The organism is Paenibacillus agricola (assembly GCF_011440305.1).
GTDB lineage: Bacteria > Bacillota > Bacilli > Paenibacillales > NBRC-103111 > Paenibacillus_S > Paenibacillus_S agricola.
This window is the reverse complement of sequence record NZ_JAAOIW010000014.1, coordinates 157303-178154: the sequence shown is the minus strand read 5'-3', so window position 1 is coordinate 178154 and position 20852 is coordinate 157303. Positions and strand designations below refer to the sequence as shown.

13 protein-coding genes and 1 rRNA gene are annotated in these 20852 nt (G+C 49.9%); 2 read left to right on the top strand and 12 right to left on the bottom strand.

Translation table 11 applies throughout. From position 1 onward, the window contains the following. From G9U52_RS29405 to G9U52_RS29375, 7 genes are all read right to left on the bottom strand, one after another. Positions 1–124 (bottom strand): 16S ribosomal RNA (locus G9U52_RS29405); the annotation flags it as partial. 448 nt (positions 125–572) lie between these two features. After that, a complete protein-coding gene (gene ligA / locus G9U52_RS29400; protein WP_166154357.1) occupies positions 573–2591 on the bottom strand; it encodes an NAD-dependent DNA ligase LigA in 2019 nt (672 codons plus the stop codon). Positions 2592–2670: 79 nt separating this feature from the next. Then, positions 2671–5052, bottom strand: coding sequence for a DNA helicase PcrA (gene pcrA / locus G9U52_RS29395; RefSeq protein WP_166154355.1), 2382 nt, complete (start codon positions 5050–5052; stop codon positions 2671–2673). Positions 5053–5142: 90 nt separating this feature from the next. Next, positions 5143–5826 (bottom strand): heptaprenylglyceryl phosphate synthase, encoded by a 684-nt coding sequence (gene pcrB, locus G9U52_RS29390; protein WP_207953294.1) that lies wholly within the window; start codon positions 5824–5826, stop codon positions 5143–5145. 175 nt (positions 5827–6001) lie between these two features. Beyond that, the gene (locus tag G9U52_RS29385; RefSeq protein ID WP_166154351.1) at positions 6002–6925 is read right to left on the bottom strand and encodes a spore coat protein; all 924 of its coding nucleotides are present in this window, start codon (positions 6923–6925) and stop codon (positions 6002–6004) included. A gap of 18 nt (positions 6926–6943) precedes the next feature. Then, on the bottom strand, positions 6944–7204 hold the full coding sequence (locus G9U52_RS29380) for a hypothetical protein (RefSeq protein WP_166154349.1): 261 nt from the start codon (positions 7202–7204) through the stop codon (positions 6944–6946). A 63-nt stretch (positions 7205–7267) separates the two neighbouring features. Beyond that, positions 7268–8791, bottom strand: coding sequence for a phospholipase D family protein (locus G9U52_RS29375; RefSeq protein ID WP_243767633.1), 1524 nt, complete (start codon positions 8789–8791; stop codon positions 7268–7270). 373 nt (positions 8792–9164) lie between these two features. On the opposite strand from G9U52_RS29375, the gene G9U52_RS29370 reads away from it, so the two are divergent. Then, positions 9165–9704: a general stress protein gene (locus G9U52_RS29370; RefSeq protein WP_166154347.1), complete on the top strand. Its 540-nt coding sequence runs from the start codon at positions 9165–9167 to the stop codon at positions 9702–9704. A 151-nt stretch (positions 9705–9855) separates the two neighbouring features. On the opposite strand, the gene G9U52_RS29365 is transcribed toward G9U52_RS29370, so the two are convergent. From G9U52_RS29365 to G9U52_RS29345, 5 genes are all read right to left on the bottom strand, one after another. Further along, positions 9856–10860 (bottom strand): DUF4340 domain-containing protein, encoded by a 1005-nt coding sequence (locus G9U52_RS29365; protein ID WP_166154345.1) that lies wholly within the window; start codon positions 10858–10860, stop codon positions 9856–9858. Beyond that, on the bottom strand, positions 10857–12245 hold the full coding sequence (locus G9U52_RS29360; RefSeq protein ID WP_166154343.1) for a GldG family protein: 1389 nt from the start codon (positions 12243–12245) through the stop codon (positions 10857–10859). Before G9U52_RS29360 ends, G9U52_RS29365 begins: the two co-directional genes overlap by 4 nt. An 84-nt stretch (positions 12246–12329) precedes the next feature. Then, on the bottom strand, positions 12330–13043 hold the full coding sequence (locus G9U52_RS29355; RefSeq protein ID WP_166154341.1) for an ABC transporter permease subunit: 714 nt from the start codon (positions 13041–13043) through the stop codon (positions 12330–12332). After that, entirely contained in the window at positions 13036–14223 is a 1188-nt protein-coding gene (locus G9U52_RS29350; RefSeq protein WP_166154339.1) for an ABC transporter ATP-binding protein, read from the bottom strand. Before G9U52_RS29350 ends, G9U52_RS29355 begins: the two co-directional genes overlap by 8 nt. 253 nt (positions 14224–14476) lie before the next feature. Next, a complete protein-coding gene (locus tag G9U52_RS29345) occupies positions 14477–17038 on the bottom strand; it encodes a U32 family peptidase (protein WP_166154337.1) in 2562 nt (853 codons plus the stop codon). Positions 17039–17322: 284 nt separating this feature from the next. Between G9U52_RS29345 and G9U52_RS29340 the strand changes: the two genes are divergently transcribed. Beyond that, positions 17323–20808: an FG-GAP repeat domain-containing protein gene (locus G9U52_RS29340; protein ID WP_243767632.1), complete on the top strand. Its 3486-nt coding sequence runs from the start codon at positions 17323–17325 to the stop codon at positions 20806–20808. Positions 20809–20852 lie beyond the last annotated feature (44 nt).

The following is a 20852-nucleotide window of genomic DNA, read 5'->3' as shown; positions in this document are numbered from 1 at the left end:
AGGTTGCCTACGTGTTACTCACCCGTCCGCCGCTAACTGTACCCGAAGGTACAATCCGCTCGACTTGCATGTATTAGGCACGCCGCCAGCGTTCGTCCTGAGCCAGGATCAAACTCTCCATTAAGGTGATGCTTGATTTGCACTCATTCTGTCATGCTGACAAAACTTGCATTCAACTATCATTTGTTCAGTTTTCAAAGAGCTTTCATTGATTTAATTCGTGAATTATTTCGCGACATTTTTTTGCTGTCACAAGAATTCATCTTACCAGATAACTCGTTTGATTGCAACTTTTTTTTAAAATTATTATTTCAAAAACATTGTGTATCACCCATGTAAATCGCGGCTTGTTATGTTGTCCATAATGACACCGCCTCAGTGGCGACAAAAGGTAATGTACCATAAACGATGCACTCCATGCAACCTTTAATTTTAACTCTTTTGCCGAGCGCCCCATTTGCGACTTTACTTTATTAAGAAAAAGGCTTGATAACGCACAAAAATCCGCTAATGGGCATGATTGAGTTAGATCGATATAGTAAAATGACCACCTATAAAAAAGAAGCCCAAAATCAGGCTTCTCCCATTAGCTCCAATAGCTCTTGCTCATTGTCTATAATCCGAATACCCAGATCCTGCGCCTTCGTTAGCTTGCTGCCAGCACTTTCTCCAGCGATCACGATGTCCGTCTTTTTGGAAACACTGCCAGAAATTTTGGCTCCCATAGCTTCCAGCTTCTTGCCCATCTCATCACGGCCCATCGAAGGCAAGGTGCCTGTCAGCACGATTGTTTTGCCATAAAAGGGATTATCCCTATCGATAACAACCAGTGATTCCTCCATCGTCGGATTAACACCGGCTTCTAGTAGCCTCTCGATGCTTCGTTGCATAATAGGATCCCGGAAGAAGCTGACGATGCTTTCTGCCATAATACCGCCAATATCATTAAGCGCCACAAGCTCCTCAGGCGTTGCTGCCATCAGCTTGTGCAGGTCACGATAATGCTCCGCCAGTTGGCGGGTCGTGGATCTACCTGTATTAGGAATTCCGAGTGCATATAAAAAGGAGGCTAGGTCGCATTGCTTGCTTTTTTCCAGAGAAGCCAATAAATTGTTCGCTTTCTTCTCTCCAAACCGCTCCAGCTTGACCAAATCGTCAAAGGTAAGGCTATACAAATCAGCCGGCTCCCGAACGTCCAGATCATTGTATAGCTGCTCGGCGGTCATGCCGCTGAATGTTTCGATATCCATAGCGTCGCGGGAAGCAAAAAGGGTAATACGCCCAATCAACTGGGTACGGCATTCCAAGCGATTTAAGCAGAATAAGTGGGCTCCCTTGAGCTCCAGCACAGAGCCGCAGGACGGGCAAGTATCTGGGCATATGACCTCTTCCCCATCGATCTCCTCGGTCACCTTGCCAAGTAGCTCCGGAATGACATCATTGGAACGGCGAATATATACCTGGCTGCCCAAGGCGTGCTTTAAGCCCTTTCGCTCAATGTCTCCGTAGTTATTCAAAGTGCAATTCTGCACAGTAACCCCTGCGATATTAACGGGCTCGACTTTGGCTACCGGCGTGATTTTGCCGGTACGTCCAACTTCCCAGGATACAGACAGCAGTGTTGTGATCGCTTCTTCGGCCTCAAACTTGAAGGCAATTGCCCAGCGTGGAAACTTGTCCGTATAGCCCATCGCCTCGCGTGTAAGGGTATCGTTAATTTTGATAACGAGCCCATCAATCAAGAAGTCATAGGTATGGCGCATCGCTGTTATATTCTCCAGTTGGTCGATGACCCCTTCTATTGAATCATACATCTCAACAAAGGGACCTACCTTAAACCGGTTGTCGCGCAAAAAGTCGACCATCGCTTGGTGGCTGGTAAACTTTAGACTGTCGGTATAACCAACCTGGTAAAAGTAGGCATTCAGCTTACGGCTGTCCGTCACCTTAGGATTTAAGTTGCGCAGTGCGCCTGCGGCCGCATTGCGGGCATTTTTGAGTGGCTCTACGGCAGTTTTATTATATTCGTCCAGTACCGACAGGTTCATGATACCCTCACCTTGCACCTCAATGATCCCGTCACGGTAGGGAATCTCGGTTGGGATGGATCGGATGGTCTTGACCTGGGCCAGAATTCCTTCTCCTACCACGCCGTTGCCGCGTGTTGCCGCCTGCACCAATATCCCTTGGTCATAGGTTAAATTTAAGGTTAATCCATCAAATTTAAGCTCCATCACAAAAGTAAGCGGCGGCAGCGGGTCTTCGTCATTCTGGTCATTGTATTCGTCGACAAACTTGGCGGCGCGGTTGTACCAGGTCCTGATTTCGTCGGGATTCTGGGCTTTATCCAAGCTCCACAAGCGTGATTTATGACGATGGGGATCAAAGCCCTTCAACAGCTGGTCGCCAACGCGCTGGGTTGGCGAATTAGGCAGTGTGATCCCTGAAGCCAGCTCTAAAGCAACCAAGCGGTCATACAGCTTGTCGTACTCAGCATCGCTAATGGAGGGCTGGTCCATTGTGTAGTACAAGTGGTTATGGCTATAAATCTCCTCAATGAGAGCTTTCATGGCCTCAAGGGCATCTGTCATACACGAAAACGTCCTTTCATTGTTGGCTTACGTTATTGATTTACGTTGCTGCCTTACACTGGCTTACTAAGCGCCTTAATTATTCGGTTTGCTTAGTGATTGGAGCAAATTTGGCTAATAGCCGCTTCAATCCCACAGGAGCCGGGAAAGCGATCTGCAGCTCCGTGTCATCACCCGCGCCTTTAATCGTGACGACTACACCAGTGCCCCATTTGCCATGGGCCACCTTGTCGCCTGCTTTATAGTCGGTGGTTTGGGCTGTGCCACCGCCCGCAGCACCTTTTGGTGCTCCAGGATTAGTCGAGCTCACGGTGCTGGCTTGGGCGATAGCGCCCGTACCCGTGCGGAAGCTGGTAGTCTTGCCCGCTGCGGGCGCTGTCGCTCCCCGCGCTCCACTGCCAAAGCTGCCACCTGAGGAGCCAAAGCTCCCCGTGTTGCCATAGCGTCCTTCCTTATTACCCCAAGAAGGGCTGCTTGAACGGCCGCCAATGATACCGGCAGGTGCTACCAGCTCCAGCAGCTCCTCAGGAATTTCCTTCAGGAACCGCGAGGGTGCGTTCATGTTGGTACGCCCAAATAAAGTGCGCATTCTTGCACAAGTCAAGAATAGCTCCTGCTCCGCTCGTGTGATACCGACATAGGCCAACCGCCGTTCCTCTTCAAGCTCCTCATAATCGTTGGCAACCCGGCTATGCGGAAATACATTTTCCTCCATGCCCACAATAAACACGACAGGAAATTCCAGACCCTTAGCGCTGTGCATGGTCATGAGCACAACGGCATTGCCGGAATCCGCTTTTTCTTCCTCTGTCTCGTTAAGTGTATCAATATCGGCAATTAACGCCAAATCGGTAAGGAAGGCAATCAACGTCCGGTCTTCATTACGCTTTTCGAATTCCATTGTTACCGAAATAAACTCATCGATATTTTCCAGCCGCGCTGTCGATTCGATTGTTTTTTCCCGTTGCAATTCTATGCGGTATTGGGTCATTTCCAATAATTTTTCCGTCAGCTCCGTTACCGATAAATAATCGACCATCTTGTTCATATTGGTGATCATCTCATGGAAATCGGCCAGCGCATGTTTCGCTTTAGCGCCGATCTCCATCCCATCGAGTTCCTCCAGCTGTGTGAACAGCGAAACTCCACGCCGTGCAGAAGCCTCTGCCAACCGTTCGAGTGTCGTATCCCCGATACCGCGCTTGGGTACATTAACAACACGTACGAAAGAAATATCATCATTGGGATTGGAAACAAGCCGCAAATAGGCAAGGATGTCCTTAATTTCTTTACGGTCGTAGAACTTGATGCCGCCAATGATTTGGTAAGGAATATCGGATTTGATTAGTATTTCCTCAATAACCCGCGATTGTGCATTGGTACGGTAAAGAATCGCGTGATCCTGGTAACGTTTGCCGCTGTCTACCCGCTTCTTGACTTCACTCGTAATAAAGTAGCCTTCCTCATGCTCGGAATCGGCCTGGTAGAAACGAATTTTGGCACCACCGTCTTTGCTGGTCCAAAGGTTCTTGGCTTTACGGCCAGCATTGTTGGCAATCACTTTGTTCGCAGCGTTCAAAATATTCGAGGTTGAGCGGTAATTTTGCTCTAGCAGAATGGTCTCTGCCTTCGGATAGTCATTCTCAAAGTTGAGAATATTGCTAATATCAGCTCCACGCCAGCCATAAATGGACTGGTCACTGTCCCCTACAACGCAAATTCGTTTATGCTTGTCAGCCAGCATCAAACAGAGCATATACTGCGCACGGTTCGTATCCTGGTATTCGTCCACATGGATATATTGGAACTTATTTTGGTAAAAATCGAGCACTTCCGGCTCTTCCTTGAACAATTGGATAGTAACCATAATAAGGTCATCAAAATCGAGAGAATTATTGTGCTTAAGCTTTTTCTGGTACAGCTTGTACACTTTGGCTACAACGCCGTCAAAATAATCACCTATCTTACTTTCGACCATTTCTGGTGTTCTCAGCTCGTTTTTGGCAGCCCCCATCGCGGCTTGAACGGCTTTAGGCTCAAACTTTTTCGGGTCATAATTCAGCTCCTTCATGCAAGCTTTAATAACCGACAGCTGGTCGCCGGAATCAAGGATGGTGAAATTGGAAGTAAACCCAATCCGCGAAATGTCCTTGCGCAGCATACGCACACACATCGAGTGAAACGTAGAAACCCAAATATCGCGCCCACTTGGTCCCACTAGCTTGCTTACCCTTTCTTGCATTTCTCGTGCTGCTTTATTGGTAAAGGTAAGGGCGAGAATGCTCCATGGAGCTGCCTTCCTTGTAGCGATCAAATAGGCAATGCGGTGCGTGAGCACACGGGTTTTTCCGCTTCCCGCTCCGGCCATAATCAAAAGCGGTCCGTCCACAGTCTCGACGGCTTGCCTTTGCGGCGGATTGAGTGCTTGGATGGATGCAAATACATCATTCAGTTGATTCATTCATATCTACTCCTTTATTACAGCTGAAAGCCTGCCCACGAATAAAATCGGGAAAATTGGCTGGAAATCATTCATTGCTGGTTTAGACTCTTATTTGAGGCTGTGGACGGCTTTAACGGTAGCCAGCGCCTGTTCAAAGGCATCATAGACGGCATTGCCCACAACTATCGTGTCGGCAGCGCCAGCAGCTTCACGCGCCTTGTCAGGACCATCTATGCCACCGCCATAAAACAACCTGGCATCCTTCAAGAGACCGCGGGCTCTCGATACAAGTCCCATGTCTCCAAACATCCCGCTGTATTCGATATACACGATCGGGCAGTGGAACAACCGATCTGCCATTCTGGCATAAGCTTCGACATCTTTGGCGTCAAGGTGAGTATTTGCCTGGGTAACCTGCGCAGCGGTTGATTGCCCATTCATCATAATATAGCCCTCCGCGACGACTTGGCTCCAATCAAGCAGCGAACCATATTCACGCAAAGCCTGATGGTGATGCCCGACAATCCATTGTGTATCCTGCGCATTCAAGACAATAGGTACGAAAAATAAATCGAAGCCTGGTACAATTGCATCCTGGTTAGAAATCTCCAGCACACAAGGCACTTCATAACGGCGAATCCGCGCCAATAAATCAACCGTATTATCAAAGGTGACACCTGAGGATCCGCCAACCAGTATACCATCCGTCCCGGATAAGCATAGCCGCTCCAGATGCTCATCGGATAGCTCACGATCCGGATCCAGCTTAAATGTATGCTTCCACTGCTTCATATCCACTAGCAAAGGGCCGTGCCTCCTAAGCATTTGCTTCTTTAGCTTATTAAATAGCTTGATGCTCTTATTATACACATAGCGGCCATATGTTCTCAATCCAAAAATATGGACCCACACAGACAACAGCAAAAACCCTGCCACTAAAGGCAGGGTTAGGCTGGGGGAGTGGTTATTACAGTATATATTTACTTCCAGAGTTGCCATTCTGGCTTTGCGACGATTGCGATGATTCTGAGGATATAGAATTTTCATCCTCTTCCGAATCTGTCCAATTAAAGCTGTTGCCTCCACGTGCAGGCTCTACGCCGTTCGAGCTTGAAAATGAAGATACTCCCGACGGGGAGGTGCTTGTTTTCCCGGAATACTGGCTCGTATTGCTCGTGCTGCCTGTATGATTCGCATAGCCAGGCGAGTAGCCTTGCCCGTAGCCTTGTGAACCTTGATTGGTTTGTGAGCCTTGATAACCTTGCGAGCCCTGCGAGCCTATCGAGCCGGGCTGGCTTTGGTAGCTTTGCGAGCCCTGAAGGGAGCCTTGGGAATGTTGCAAGCCTTGCGAGCTTACAGTGCCTGGGTAGCCTTGGAATGCCGATGAACCGGTTGAAAATCCAGATGCAACTCCCATTGAAGAGCCGCCGGAGCTTCCATAAGCATAGTTTGCCGCTTGCTGGGTTGGCTGATAAGACAAATTCGCCTGCTGAGTCCGGTTTGCAGCATCAGCCTGCTCCGCTTGTTGCTGTTGGTAAATGCCCGCTCCAGCATAAGAGCCCTGCAGGCATTGCTGGACAAGGGATTCTAGCTGCTCAGCTTTTTGGCTGCGCTGCTGCAGCTCTTGCTGGATTTCTTGCAGATGGGCTTCTGGAATCGGGCTGTAGCCGTTGATCTGGGAAAGCACGCTAAATAATTGCGCTTGGTCCTGCATCGTTTTTTGCGCCAAGCTTTGAAAAGTCTGGCAAATGCTTGGATGTGACGCCTCCAGCGCAGCAGTCGTATATTCACGAGCTGTGCGTTTCAATTCGCCCAATAGCAGCTTTCCCCAATCCTGCTCTTGTAACGGGTTCGAGTTTCCTTGCTGATTCGAATAATTCGGCTGAAACATGGACAGTAGCACCTCCTATTAATGTGTCATTTGCGTTTGCTGCTGCAGCGTATGAAGCAGTTGATTCGTATTGGAAATACGAGCTTGGGCGATCTGCGCCATTTGTTGTTTCAATTGTGGCGTTTGAGCAGCGGACACGGCTTGTACCGCTATTTTGGCTAACAATTCTTCATTATTCAAGCTGTCCGTTATGTATGCCAGCTCCTTTGAGCTGACCTTACTGGAACCCTGCTGCTGTTGCTGCTGGCCTTGGAGATGAGGCTGCTGTTGTGAATACATGGACATTCCCTCCTTTCACAGTGACAAAGGTAGGATACCCCGCTTGTGGAAAAGTTATGCAATTTAAAAGGTAGTCAATCCTAGCCAATCTTGTAATTTGTACATAATTTGTTTAATTAAGACTGTTTTGTCCTCAAAGGCTTCGTAATTCAAAGTGTATTCTGCACCTTCATTATTCCAAAGTCGGTTAAAATATTGGCGTAGCTGCTGGGCCACTTTGCTGTCCCCTGGTGCGGCGATGCCCAGGTTTGTTTCTAAATTCAGGTCAGCCAAATTGCGTTGCGTAAAATTCGCGGAGCCATTGTTTATGATGACGGTATTCGCTTTGTCGATAAAAAGCAGCTTCGTATGGTATTGCTCTTCGGTTCCATTGTACCAACGGACATTGATCTGTCTATCCGTGGCATCCAAAAGCTCCTTGGCCACAGGCCGATTGGGAACGCCAATTTTATCACGCCCAAATGCATTTTGGTTTGAATCCAGGATTAACCGTAATTCAGCACCGCGTTTGGAGGCATCGATCAGTGCCTTAATAATCCCACGGTCAGCTAAATAAAACATGCCCATCCATACCTTGTCTCCGGGCCCGGCTTCAGACAACGACTGTAAAATATGCTTATAGATTTTCCCCTCGGTCAATAAGCGCACCTCAATATCGCCTTCCTCTTTTCCGCTCGGCTTATATTCGGGAAAAGCTGCTGCAATGCCGCTAGAAGCCGAAAATGCTGCTACTGCCCGTTCACTTGCCAACGCATCCCCAATAATATCGCCGCTAACCAAAAATGCCGAATTAGAATTATAGGCGCTAGAGTCATGGGCATTGGCAGAGGGAACAATCAACGCATGCTCGGTTATAATTACTTTACGATGGTTAGCTTTCACATTAACCAGCTTCAAATAGGAGCGCAAAGTCATAGGCGGTGCTGAATCGACCATGGGATTGGGCAACCAACCACTGCCAGACTGGCCGAACCATTGAAAAAATGTGCGCCAAACGGCCGAATAGGAAGGGATGGAATCCCGCAAAGGATTAACATCCGTGATGACCACTTCGATGCCGCCTGCCTTTAAACGCTCCAGCTCCGGAGGCATGGCTGACCCATACATCGTATTCACCTCATCGGTAATAAACACGATAGGCATTGCAGGATATTTTGCCCTCTTATCCAGGAGCTTATTTGTGAGCATCCCGCTTAAAGGTGTGTATAACATGCCTTCCTTGTAGTAGCTGTTAAACAAAAACATATCGATCACGATAAATTGCTCCGCTTCGTCTATCGTCTTGAAGATCTGATCGAAAATCATCGTTTCCTGTACGGGTAACACCGGATTTTTGTAGGTCAGATCGTATAAAAATTGAACCTCCTTAACATAATGAACGGAGCCTTCGACGGATATACCCGGTGGCAGGGCCTTATTATTTTGATAAACCATCACAACCATAAGCCAAATAAGAAGCATGCCAAGCATGGATAAAAGTAACCTGCGCCTGCCTATTCGATTTAACCTGCTGCTCATGGATCGTTTTGGGTTACGGATCAACGGGCTGGTATGTGACGGTGTCAATGGGCTGTTAAGCTCGTTCATAAACCTCTCCCCTTCAATACGTGAACAGGGTCTAGCTCTTGTTGTTCTATGCCCTTCACGACATGCACTGATATCTACATACCGCTTCCAAGTGCAAACTGAAACAAATTCAAATTTCCTTTTTATCCCCCTTTAATGAAGTTCGATGGAAGCACATCTGAATGGGCTTGGGCAAATTGTTTTTTATATAAATAGGCCGGTTTCACTTCTGGGATAGAGGGTAAATAAATAGTGCAACGGACGTTATAGAAACGCCAAAGGATGTTCGCGATACACAAAGCAGATCCTAATGGACGCTAGTATAAGCGAACGAAAGTACGACGCGAACTGGGCAAAACCGGTTTAGCAACCATAATCCAGGGAGGTAGTAACTATGAATAACGAAAAGAAAATTATTGGTGTCTTCCGGTCGGAGCAAGAAGCTGTGAAAGCCATTGAATCCTTGAAAATCCAGGGATACACATCGGATGAAATATCGATTATTGCTAGAAACAAAGATGATGTCTCAGCAGTTGCGGATCAAACCGGAACTAAAGCACCAGAAGGTTTAGCTACTGGAGCTGCTACTGGAGGATTACTCGGTGGAGCTGCTGGTTTACTAGCAGGTCTTGGATTGCTGGCTATCCCAGGTATCGGACCTATTCTTGCAGCAGGTCCAATCGCAGCTGCTCTAACAGGCGCAGCGGTAGGAGCAGGAGCAGGCGGCTTGGTAGGCGGACTGATCGGCTTGGGTATTCCTGAGGACGAAGCGCGCCAGTATAACAACTATGTAGATGAAGGCAATATTCTGGTATTGGTTGATTCCAACGCCACACTCGATAATCATGCCTATAATACATTCCGTGAAAATAACTCATTAAATTCTAGTACCTATGACAATACAGCGAATACTACTGGAAATCGTTACCTTTAATAAAGGTTAACCTAAGCCATTCCAGAAAAGCTGCCATATAAAAAAATCCGTGCCACATGATGTGGCACGGATTTTTTACTGTTTATTGCTCGCTATTTAGATTGCTTTTCGAGATTGAGCCTTGCAGGTTCTATGCCTCCAATCGAACCGGTTAATTCTGTACCGCATTAGGTACAGCCGATGGTATGGTACCTGCTGGAGGCGCAGCTTCCGCAGGCGGCGCTTCTGCCCCATCCATTGGCAGGTTGCCTTTGTCTGCCAGCTCTTGAATCGATGCGAGTGGTACAGCGTAAGCCCACTCACCGCCTTCTTTGAGCAGCCATACGTTGTCTTGGTCGATTCGACCCACATAAACCGCCGTGGTTTCCTTCTGCGAGGCATCCACTAGCTTCACCTCTATGCGTAGCGCTGGTTCCTCCTGCTTGAGTTCTGCTACACCTTTTGCTGGCTGATCCGTTGTCAGAAACTGCAGCTTATCCAGGACAGCGCTGGCATCTGCAGGCTTGACGGTCGTTTCACCCAGCTTCCAATCGGACTCAAACGACTTTTTGTCTGCGTCCACTTTGGTTAAGGTCCACTTCTGCTCCTTCCAGCTTACCATCATACTGCGCACTTGCTCATACTCCAGTTTAACCGGATTTTTGTCCATAAAATCCAGCTGTGTTTTTAATAACGGCTCCGCCTTCGAATCACTGAGCTGGAACACCTCAGGCGAGCCGCTGAACATCGCATAATGGAAGCCTTGAATCGCAACCGGATTACCTATACTCAGCGTGTGAACTACACCGCTCTGCAGCGTAATCTTGAACTGCTGGATCGGTTTATCCAGCCCGAATTGGGCCAGGTCCTTTGCATTCGCATCAACGGTTGAATCCTTGCTGACCGCTTGGAACGACTCCACCCATCCATCTGCGACGTAATCCTCCAGCGGCAGCGGAGAAGGCTTAGCCATCGTCCATTTGCCATCCTTACGCTGCAGTTCAATCTCGCCATCGGCAGTAGTAATCGTATAACTCGCAATCTCGTCCTTATTCACTGTAACAAGCGCTGGGCCTGCAGCGGGCTGCTGCTCTTTGAAAAAATTTTGACTAGACGCATACCAGAAGCCGCAAATACATAAGACCACGAGCACTAAGGTCGGAATAAAACGTTTCATCCTTTTCTCCTCCTCCACCAGACCGTCCCTCCGACGACCAAGAAGAGCAGCGGGAATAGAAACAAGGTGCCAATCAGAATCGTATTGGCTTGGCTACCTGTAATCAAAGCCTGCTGAAAGGCTTCGCCGTCACGTGGGCGAATCGTCACTTGGTCCTTCTGCTCCTGCAGCCAGCCTACACTATTCAGTGCAAAATCTCGGTTGCCTTGTTGCTGGAGCACATCATCGACGAAGAACGAAGCACCACCCAGTACAACCGCCTTGGGCTTCTGCTCCTTCGTTTCAACCACATAACCCAAATTAAGCGGGCCATTAACGTCCTTATCGTCCTTGACCGTACGGTTATTCATTAGCTGGGTAATATCTGTTTCGCCGTAAGCGGCTTCGGTTGTTCGAAGAATCGCCGTCACTGGGAAGTCCGCTACCGGCTGATCGGCACTAATTGAAACCGCCAAATTCATCATCGTCAGCAGGTTGTAATCCTGAAGCTTTTGGGTAATGGCATGGGAGCCATACTCCGGAATGATCGTTAACGGATCGTAAAGCTGGCTTTGCTTGGTTTCAATCGCAATCGCGTGCTGGTCCTTGATGCCGTACTGCGCCAAGAGCGCATCGATATTTTTCCATTGGGCCGCCATATCCTTGTTGAAGCCGAGCCCGATATACAGCTTGCCATTGCCTTTCATATATTCCTGAATGACAGTAGCTTCTTTGTCGCTGATATCGGTCGTTGGACCGATGACGAATAACACTTCAGCGTCGTCAGGAATTTTGCCTTCACGCAGCAGATTAAGCTCGGCGACCTCATAGTTCTGGCCTTCCAAGCCGGTTCGCCAAAGGTTCATTTGGTTCAATGGAATTTCGTTATGCCCGGACAAAAAATAAATTTTACTCTTGACCTTCGTATTGAGGTTAACTAACGCTTGGGTTAGCTTCTCTTCGCCGCTGAATTGATAATCACCCATGCCTTGGCCCGGAATGAACATGTCGGAATAGTAGATCGTTTTCTTGATCGTGCCACTCTCGAGGACAAGTGTACCTGCCGGGTCCACCTCATATTGCTTGGCCATCGCTGGCTGCTTGACCAAATCGTATTCATTCGAAACAATTTTTCCATTGCGTTTTTTGTATTCCTGCACAAGCTCGTCGACCTGGCGTTTGATATACGGATTGGTCTGGTCGCTCGTCAGTGTAATCAAATTAACGTCCTTATCCAGCGCGGCTAACGTTTGCACCGTTTGATCGGATAAGGTGAACTTTTTATTTTGTGTTAAATCGACCTGAAGGCTTTTCGTGGAATTGAGAAAAATCGTCAAGACGATGAAAATACCGATTACCGCGAGCGATAATACAATGGCATTCGTACCGCGAATCCATTTATTCACTTAGACTTCCTCCTTAGGCTTGAGCTAACTATCTTCATTCGCTAAAGTGTACGTGCCAGCCAGACTGGCAACGCATAGCTTGGACTATCTCCATCGTTTTCTTTCCAGTACCTGGATGCTCAGCACAAGAAACACAACTATCAGCGATATATAGAAAAGAATGTCGGCGAAATTGAGCACACCCTTTTGCAAATTGGTACCGCGACCCACGATGGAAAAAAGGCCCAGGTAATCCTGCAGCTTGCCGCCGAATAAGTCGCCTAGCCATTCAACCGTCCATAGCAAAAGCAGGATCGCAAAAGCTACAATGCCCGTTACCATCTGGTGGGCAGACAACGAAGAGGCGAACAGCCCCACCGACATCATCGCCGCGCCAATCAGGAACATGCTCAGGTAAGATAACCACAGGATGGGCTGGTCCAGCGTGCCGTAAGCACTCATAATTAACGGATACAGCAAGCATCCGACCACAAGCATAAACATGACGACAGCCGCCGCCAAATATTTGCCAATAATAATCTCCGTAATGCTGGCAGGCGAGGTAAGCAATAGCTCATCTGTGCCTTGGCGCAGCTCGTCGGACATTAAACGCATCGTCAAGAGCGGGATGATCAACAGAAAAACGAAAGTGACCGTGCCCACCACAGGCCGTACATCCACGATGTTGGGCGGATTGAGAAAATTCGCTGCAAAAAAATAACCCGAAATCAGAAAAAAGAAAGCAAACGCGGCGTAAGCCGTCGGTGAGTAAAAATAGAGCTGCAGCTCTTTCTTACAAATCGCTGTTATTCTACGCATGCGGGTCCACCTCCTTGTCTATGGCGTTCGTGCCAGGGACGCTTACATCAGACGCTGGATCGCCGCCCCCGGCTGCTGATGCCTCAGGATCGATGGCTTCGTTGGTCGTCAGCTTGAGGAAGATATCCTCTAAGCTTAAGCTCTCCTTCTGCATCGCGAGGATCGGGTACCGCAGCTCCGCCATGCGGTAGAAGATCGCTTCGCGGATGTCCGCGCGATCCGTCGCGGACACGAGCACCCGCACGGTCGGCTCCGCGACCGTAGAGGGCTTAGCCAGCCACGCCGCAGGCATGGCGTCGGCTGGCTCTTGCGCCCCAGCGCCCACGCCAGGCTCGGGCGCGCCGTGTTCCAGCGGCGGCGGCTGGAGCGCCGCAGGGGGCTCCGCTGCCGGCTCTGCGGCAGCGGTTACATCCGCCAGCGGCTTGACGCTAGCGATCTGCGGCAGGCTGCGCAGCTCCGCTAGGACGGCCTCGCGCGGTCCCTTCACTTCTAGCGAGACCTCAAATGTCTCGCCCATTGATTGTCCCAATCGGTCTGGATGCCCATCCATCACGATGCGCCCTTGATTAATGATCAGCACGCGGTTGCACAGCGTATTGATCTCAGGCAAAATATGCGTGCTTAGCAGCACGGTATGGTTCTCGCCCAGCTCTCGGATCAGCTGACGAATCTCAATGATTTGCTTCGGATCTAGACCAGAAGTGGGCTCATCAAGAATCAATAAATCCGGATTGTGCAGAATCGCTTGCGCTAAGCCCATCCGTTGCTTGTAGCCCTTGGATAAGCTGCGCATGATTTGCCGCTCCCTTCCTTGCAGGCCCAACCGGTCGATCACTTCGCCAATCCGGTGCTTTTGCTCCTTTACGGGAATCCCGCGTAAATCGGCAATAAACTGCAAATACGAGCGTACCGACATTTCGGGATACAGCGGTGGGGTTTCCGGCAAATAGCCGATCTTCTGCCTGGCTTTCTTCGGATGGTCAGCCATCGATAAGCCGTCAATCGAAATCGACCCGTGTGTCGGGTTCAAGTAACCGGTGATCATCCGCATGGTTGTAGTTTTACCAGCGCCGTTAGGTCCCAAAAACCCGACAATCTCACCGCGGGTCATGGAAAAGTCAATACCATGGACCCCTCTTTGGTTCTCATACAACTTGCTGACCTGTTTTACCTCAAGCACCTTAAAACCTCCTTAAAACGATTTGTGCCTACTTCAAGCCATGTCCATTTTTTTACCTGCTTAACCAAACTATCCATTAATATACAAGCCCAACAATAAGAGCACCTTAAACCAAACTGAAAATTCGCTTAAAATTTTGTGTCTAAATTGTGTCATAGGTGTCTTGTAGCTTCAAATAAATAAAAGCCATGGATCCCTCTTTTCAGAGTGACATCCATGGCTTGCTGTCTGATTTCGTCCTTTTTCAAAATCTTTATTTCACTAACTGCCCTTTAGTAACGCCCAACTGGTTGGTCGCCTTTAACGTCTTCCATACTTGCGTTCCGCTGATTTCACCGCGTATGGCTCGCTCGTACAAGGAAATGACTTCAAGTACCTTAGCGGCCGATTCCTCCAAAAACTCGATCCGATAGTTAGACACGCCCAGCTCCATAAAATTGCGGATATATTCCGCACCGGATTGGTCAATCGCATTGTAAACCGTATTGCGGCAGCCCTCATCAACCCGAACCGGATGGGACATGCCTATACGATCCTGGAGGGAGATGCTGTGATCCTCGCAAGGTCGCCCGCAGTTTGTAAAGTTCGTTCCTTCGCTCAGGAACGTGCAATATACGCAATGCTCGGTGTGGAACATCGGCATGTGCTGGTGGATGACAACCTCCAGCTGCGAAGTATCGGTGTTGCGAAGTAAATCGACCATCTGTTGAATGTTCAGGTCATACGATGGCGTAACCTTGTCCAGACCGGCCTCCAGAAAGAGAGCCGCCGTCTTATGGTTAGCTATATTTAATGAGAAATCGCCAATCAGCTCGGGATGATGCTCATTTGGATGCTCAAGTCGCTGCTTCAAATAATAGTAAACAGCGCCTGTGTTGCGTACTAAAACCGCATCAGGCTGCAGCTTCGTGATGTTGCGGAAATATCCATTTTCCCCAGGCATATGGATACGTGGCGTTGCAAGCGCAATGCGCTTGCCCGCCCTGCGTGCCGCTTCAACGGCTGCAGGGAATTGCTTGATAAATTCGAAGTCGGCAATCACCATGTCTACATCCGTAGCAAGCACAGCTTCCACCTGCTCCAAGCTGCGGCATAATGCTGTCAAGCGCACGGGGCCTGCAATGCCAGGAATCGTTGTAGGCGAATAGGTCGCCGTCTCACCCATTGCTTGGGCAGACCTAGGCACTGCCCCGTTGCTTGGCACATCCGCATACGCATCAACGTCCCGCCTGATATAGGCGCGGGGACGCTGGCGTTCTGCCTCCAGCAGCTCGACAGCGCTGCGGCGCATGACGTTCAGCTCACGCATAGGCACGATAAGCTCCCCGTCCAGCTGCACATCCAGCTGCCCGAGCTCCAATATCGTACCGCCCAGACGGCCGAGCTGCTCTTCGATGAACGTCACGTCCATCGGACGTTTTTGCGCTTGTACAAGCGGTAGCTCGGATTCGACAAAAACGGTCTGGCCTGACCGGCTATCCGTCCACCAGCTGCGCAACGGCTCGCCAAGCTTGCCCGTTACCTTGATCGAAACAGGGAATGTGCGGTAAGGCCTATCGTTCTCGAACGACTGGCGCAGCCGCTTGTCCAAATGGGGATCATTCGTTTTCCAGATACGGTCACCGACATGCAACCGGTTCAGGTCCACATCGTTACGCCCTGCGATAATTTCGATCAACCCGCCTGCAGCCTCGCCCTCCAGCTTAACGCCTCTGCGGCGAATATCGTAGACGCGGCCGCCTTCTTCTTTTTTCGTGGGATCACCTGCATCAAAGCAAATGCCATCACCACGCTTTACAGGCGCCTCCAGCTCACAAACAACGCCATCGCGCAAAATCTGCTTCACGCGTCCCAAGAAAATACCACGGCTCTTCGGATAGGTTCCTTCTACTAACTGCTTGTTATCGGTACCCTTCAAAAAGCCATACGTAAAGCCGCGGGAAAAGCTTTGCTCTAGCTCACGCATTTCTTCCTTGCTAGGCCTAATATCGCCATCCTGAAAATAACGGTCAATCGCAAGCCTGTATTTGCTGACTACATTAGCCACATACTCAGGGCTTTTTAAACGCCCTTCTATTTTAAAGGAAGTAACACCGGCTTCGATCAGCTCAGGAACGAGCTCCAACGCTGCCAAATCCTTGGGGGAAAGCAGGTAGGCAATGTCACCCATTGGCTTCTGCACACCATCTACCATCAAATCATAAGGCAAACGGCAAGCTTGCGCGCATTCACCACGGTTGGCAGAACGCCCTCCCCACATTTCCGAGGTCAAGCATTGTCCCGAATACGATACACATAAGGCTCCATGCACGAACACTTCCATAGGCAGCTTCGCTTGGTCGCCGATCTGTTTGATCTGCTTAAGGTTATTTTCACGTCCCAATACGACCCGCTCAATATCCCAAGGCTTTGTAAACTCAACAGCCTCTGGAGAGGTGATCGTCATTTGCGTTGATCCATGGATTGGAAAATCCGGAGATATATCACGGATCATCTTGACCAGCCCCAGATCCTGCACAATAACAGCGTCCACCCCAGCCCCGATACAGGCCTCGATCAGCTTTTGGGCTTCACGAAGCTCATCTTCAAAGACCAATATATTGAAGGTCAAAAATCCTTTGACTCCATATAGATGAAGGAAGGACATAATATCCGGCAGGTCATCCATCAGGAAATTGTGTGCTCTTGCGCGTGCATTAAATTTTTCCACACCAAAAAATACAGCATCGGCTCCATTGGCCACAGCTGCCCGTAAACAGTCCCAGTCCCCGGCGGGAGCTAATAGCTCTATATCAGATCGTTTAATAGTTGTCATTATTGTAGACCTCCGAATGTTACCCCATTTGCCGCTTTTCCGAATGAAAGCATAGACGAAAAAAACAGCGATACTTCTATTGTAACAGAAATGTCAAGTCCATAACCATAAAATGACTGGGATTCAGTATAAACTTGACCGCTAGGTACACCATAAATTTCCTGTTAGTCAGTTTTACAGCCCTTCTGAGCGACTTCTACACCAACCAGCACGAGTTAACAAAGCCTACCATCCATGGTATACTAGCTGGGTAGTTCAACCGAGTTATAATTGAGGGGTTTTTGTTGAAATTAACCAAAGTCATGATTACAGGAGCCCTTATTGGTGCCCTGGTGGTCCTTACAGCATTAGGATGGTTGGCATTTGCCGACAAGGATTTATCGGTTCGGATGTTATATATATCGAAAGGCGACAGCTTTGACGCAGCAGCGTTTGGTCAATTGCACCAATCCTTAGTCGCTAATTTACAATTGGAACGGCAGCCCGTCGAAAAAGTAGCATTACGGCAGTTACAAGCCTATAACACCGTTTATCTGGATCCTTCCCTTCACGAAGCCTTAACAGAGCAACAGCGCCATATGCTGCAAAGCTATGTATCCGAAGGAGGACATTTGTTTCTTGAAAATAGCTTGGTTAATGATTTCCCGCTGGACTTTATCGGTGCCAAAGAGCTCGTAACACTCGATCCGCTGACGCCTTTATTGCCGAGCAAGCAAGTAAGTGCAACAGGCGGCGACACTACCACGGTAAACAGCCAAGCAAGTGCTCCAAGCGACCAGCTAACCGCTGGAGGAGTGACCCTGGAGTATCCCGAGGTGGAGCTTAATTTGCAGGCGATCCAGCTGCTGTTCCGGCAATTTACGGACAATTACTTGCAGCATGAGGGTTTGGCCGATTGGAGCCGTTTTTCATGGGGACAAGGGCTGGTCGTTTCGACCGCTGAGCCAATAGCCACCTTGAAGGGTACGGCGTTATTTTCATTGAATCGGTATGGCAAAGGAACGGTATTTGTCAGCAGCGCTTTACTGCCTAACCGCAACTACATAACGGGCTATGATTTGGCAAGCGGCATGGATCCGGAGCTTGGCTTTAAAAAGCTGGCTGAAACCGTAAATTCGGGTATACAGCCTGCTCCAGGAGCCTTATATTTTGACCGCCGGCAGCTGCCCTTGGCGCCTTATTTCCATTTCACGTTTGCCGCAGGAGGCGCGTTGTTCCGCAGTGAATATGCGGCGTTCGTTTCCAAGGAAGTGTATGGCTATAGTGTAAAAAAGGTGCTCGGACCGTATGGACGACCTGCGATGGCGCATCAGAACCATTTTGAGGCGATTGAGGCGATTCGTGATGGGGAAGGGATTCAATGGGCTGAGCTGCTGAAGAAATATAACCAGCTTCCCTCCTTCTCGCTTGTCCGTTCCTCGTTTCACTGGGGGCTGTGGCAGGAGTCGGTCGCCGTCCATTTGAATGTGGGTACGAATGAACAGCCTGCCTTTGTTGGTGAAACGCCCAATTCCTTCTATTCCAGCGGCACTCGCTTGATAAGCGAAGGAAAGCCTATCCAATTGGCACGGGACCCGAATTACCACTCGCTTGGCGATGTCGTCAATGAGCCATACCGTGCTTACCCAGCGCTTGCGGACCTTGATGGCGACGGGCAGCCGGAGCTGATCGTTGGCTCAGCCGACGGCTCGATCTACGTCTACCGCAACCTGGGGGCGCAGCCGGAGGCTTATGCGGGGCAGATGCTACCGAGCGGGGACGAGAAGCAGAGCGGGCTGGCGAATGGAGCGAAGGCTGCGGGGGCCGAGATACCCAATAGCGGCGTTCAGCAGCTACAGAACGCTACGGGAAGCGAGAGCCTCGCGCAGAAGATCGGCGATGGAACGACAAAAGATGGCGGGGGCGTTCCTGCGCCTGATGCTTTTGGCAAGCGTGAGCCTCTGATGCTGCTCGATGGGCGGCCTCTGCAAACAGGGGCCTACGCGAGCGTCACGGCGTACGATCTTAACGCCGACGGGCGGCCGGACCTTGTCCTAGGCCAGCCGGACGGCACGCTCGGCGTCGCCTATGGCGCTGCCGGCGGCGCGTTTACTGCACCCGTCCCGCTGCTTGCGGGCGGGCAAGTGATCCGCGCCGCAGCACCCGTGGCTGCGGCGGTGGGCGATGCCACCGCTGATGGCATCCCCGACCTTGTGGTCGGGGATGCCGCAGGCGGTGTAACGCTCTTTCGCGGGCAGCGGGCAGCGGCTCGCGATGGCGCCGCAGGTGGCGGCGCCCCCGGTGCAGCCGGGGCGCCGCTTGCCTTTGTGCCCGGCAGCCTGCTATTCCGGCTGCCCGCGGCGTTCGCTGCGCCATCACTGCGTGATGTGAACGGCGACGGCCGACCAGAGCTGGTGGTCGGCAATGGCGAAGGCGACCTGCGCATATACACGCAGCAAGCAGGCGGCTCATGGCAGCCTTCCGGTGTATTGGAAGGCGCCACGATGAATCAACTAGGTAACCATGCTCTTGTTGGCGGACACAACTCTGTGCCTTTATGGTACGATTTGAACCACGATGGCAAAGAGGACCTGATTGTGGGGCAGCTCGAATTTGGTATGCCGACGCCTATTGATGATCCAACATTTCCTTATGCCGAGCAATTAAAGGCATTTATTGACTATACAAAAGAAAATTACCTGGATTTGTATCCACATATTTTTGTACACAACTTCACAAGCGACGCACAGGAAAAAGCAGAAATCGCGCTGCAGCAGAAATCGTTCCAGAAGCTTGGCATTCCTTGGCATATGCCTGGCACCAACCAGCATACGTGGCGTATTAATCACCCAGACCCTACGCAGACGCTGCGAAATGAACGTGATTCCGGGATTTGGTTTAATTTCGGATTTAGACCAGCCAACATCCCTAATGAACCTAGGCTAGGCGTGCAGTACAATTGGGGCTTACCTTTTTTGATGGCCGACCCAGTCACGGGCCTGCCCTCTAATCCTCCTATGCTGCTGAGTACACCTGCTCCGGTATTACGGCTAGATAAGCTCTATTCAACTGAGGATTTGTTTCAAGCCTATGTTGCCCAGGACATGCCCATTGATTATTTCGAGCACATCGAGTATAAATTTCCAACGGGCGTTAAGGACTTGCTGGAGTTCGTTAAATTTTTGGACCAAATCCGAAATGAACACAGCTATAATTTTATGTCGGAGCCACAATTAGCACGCTCGGTTCTCAATACATTAACCACCCAGGTAGAAATTTACCGTCCATGGAGCGAGGTTGTCTGGGATCGAATGAAGCGGCTGGTAGGCATCCCTACTAACCCGACGATACGTATAAAACCGTTAACTGAAGATGTACCCCTGCAGGCGGCGGAATATAAAGGAACACTGGGGGTCTCTATTGAGCGGGGACAAGCCTATGCAGAACACCAGTTAGCTACGAAGTCTGATGTATTCCATTGGCAAAACAATAAGCTCTATGTAGGCGTGCCACAAGCTACGATTGTTCAGTTTAATGGTTTTGCTAGCACTGGCCCAGCGCCCGTCGCTGCCCCACATTTATTGCGTTCCAATGTGCCTTTTAAATTGCAAAAGCAACAAGACCATTGGACTCTGGAGCTCCTGTCGGATGGCATGCAACAGGTTCAGCTATCGAGTCCTTCCCTACCGCGGATTGAAGGCGATTCGCTTCAAGTTGAACAGCAGGGGGCAAGCCCTGTTTATACGATTACGCATTTTGGCGCAGGCACCACGATTCAAATCTATTTTTGATGCACGCCTTGCTGAAAGGGTACTATCCCTCAAACCAGCCGCCA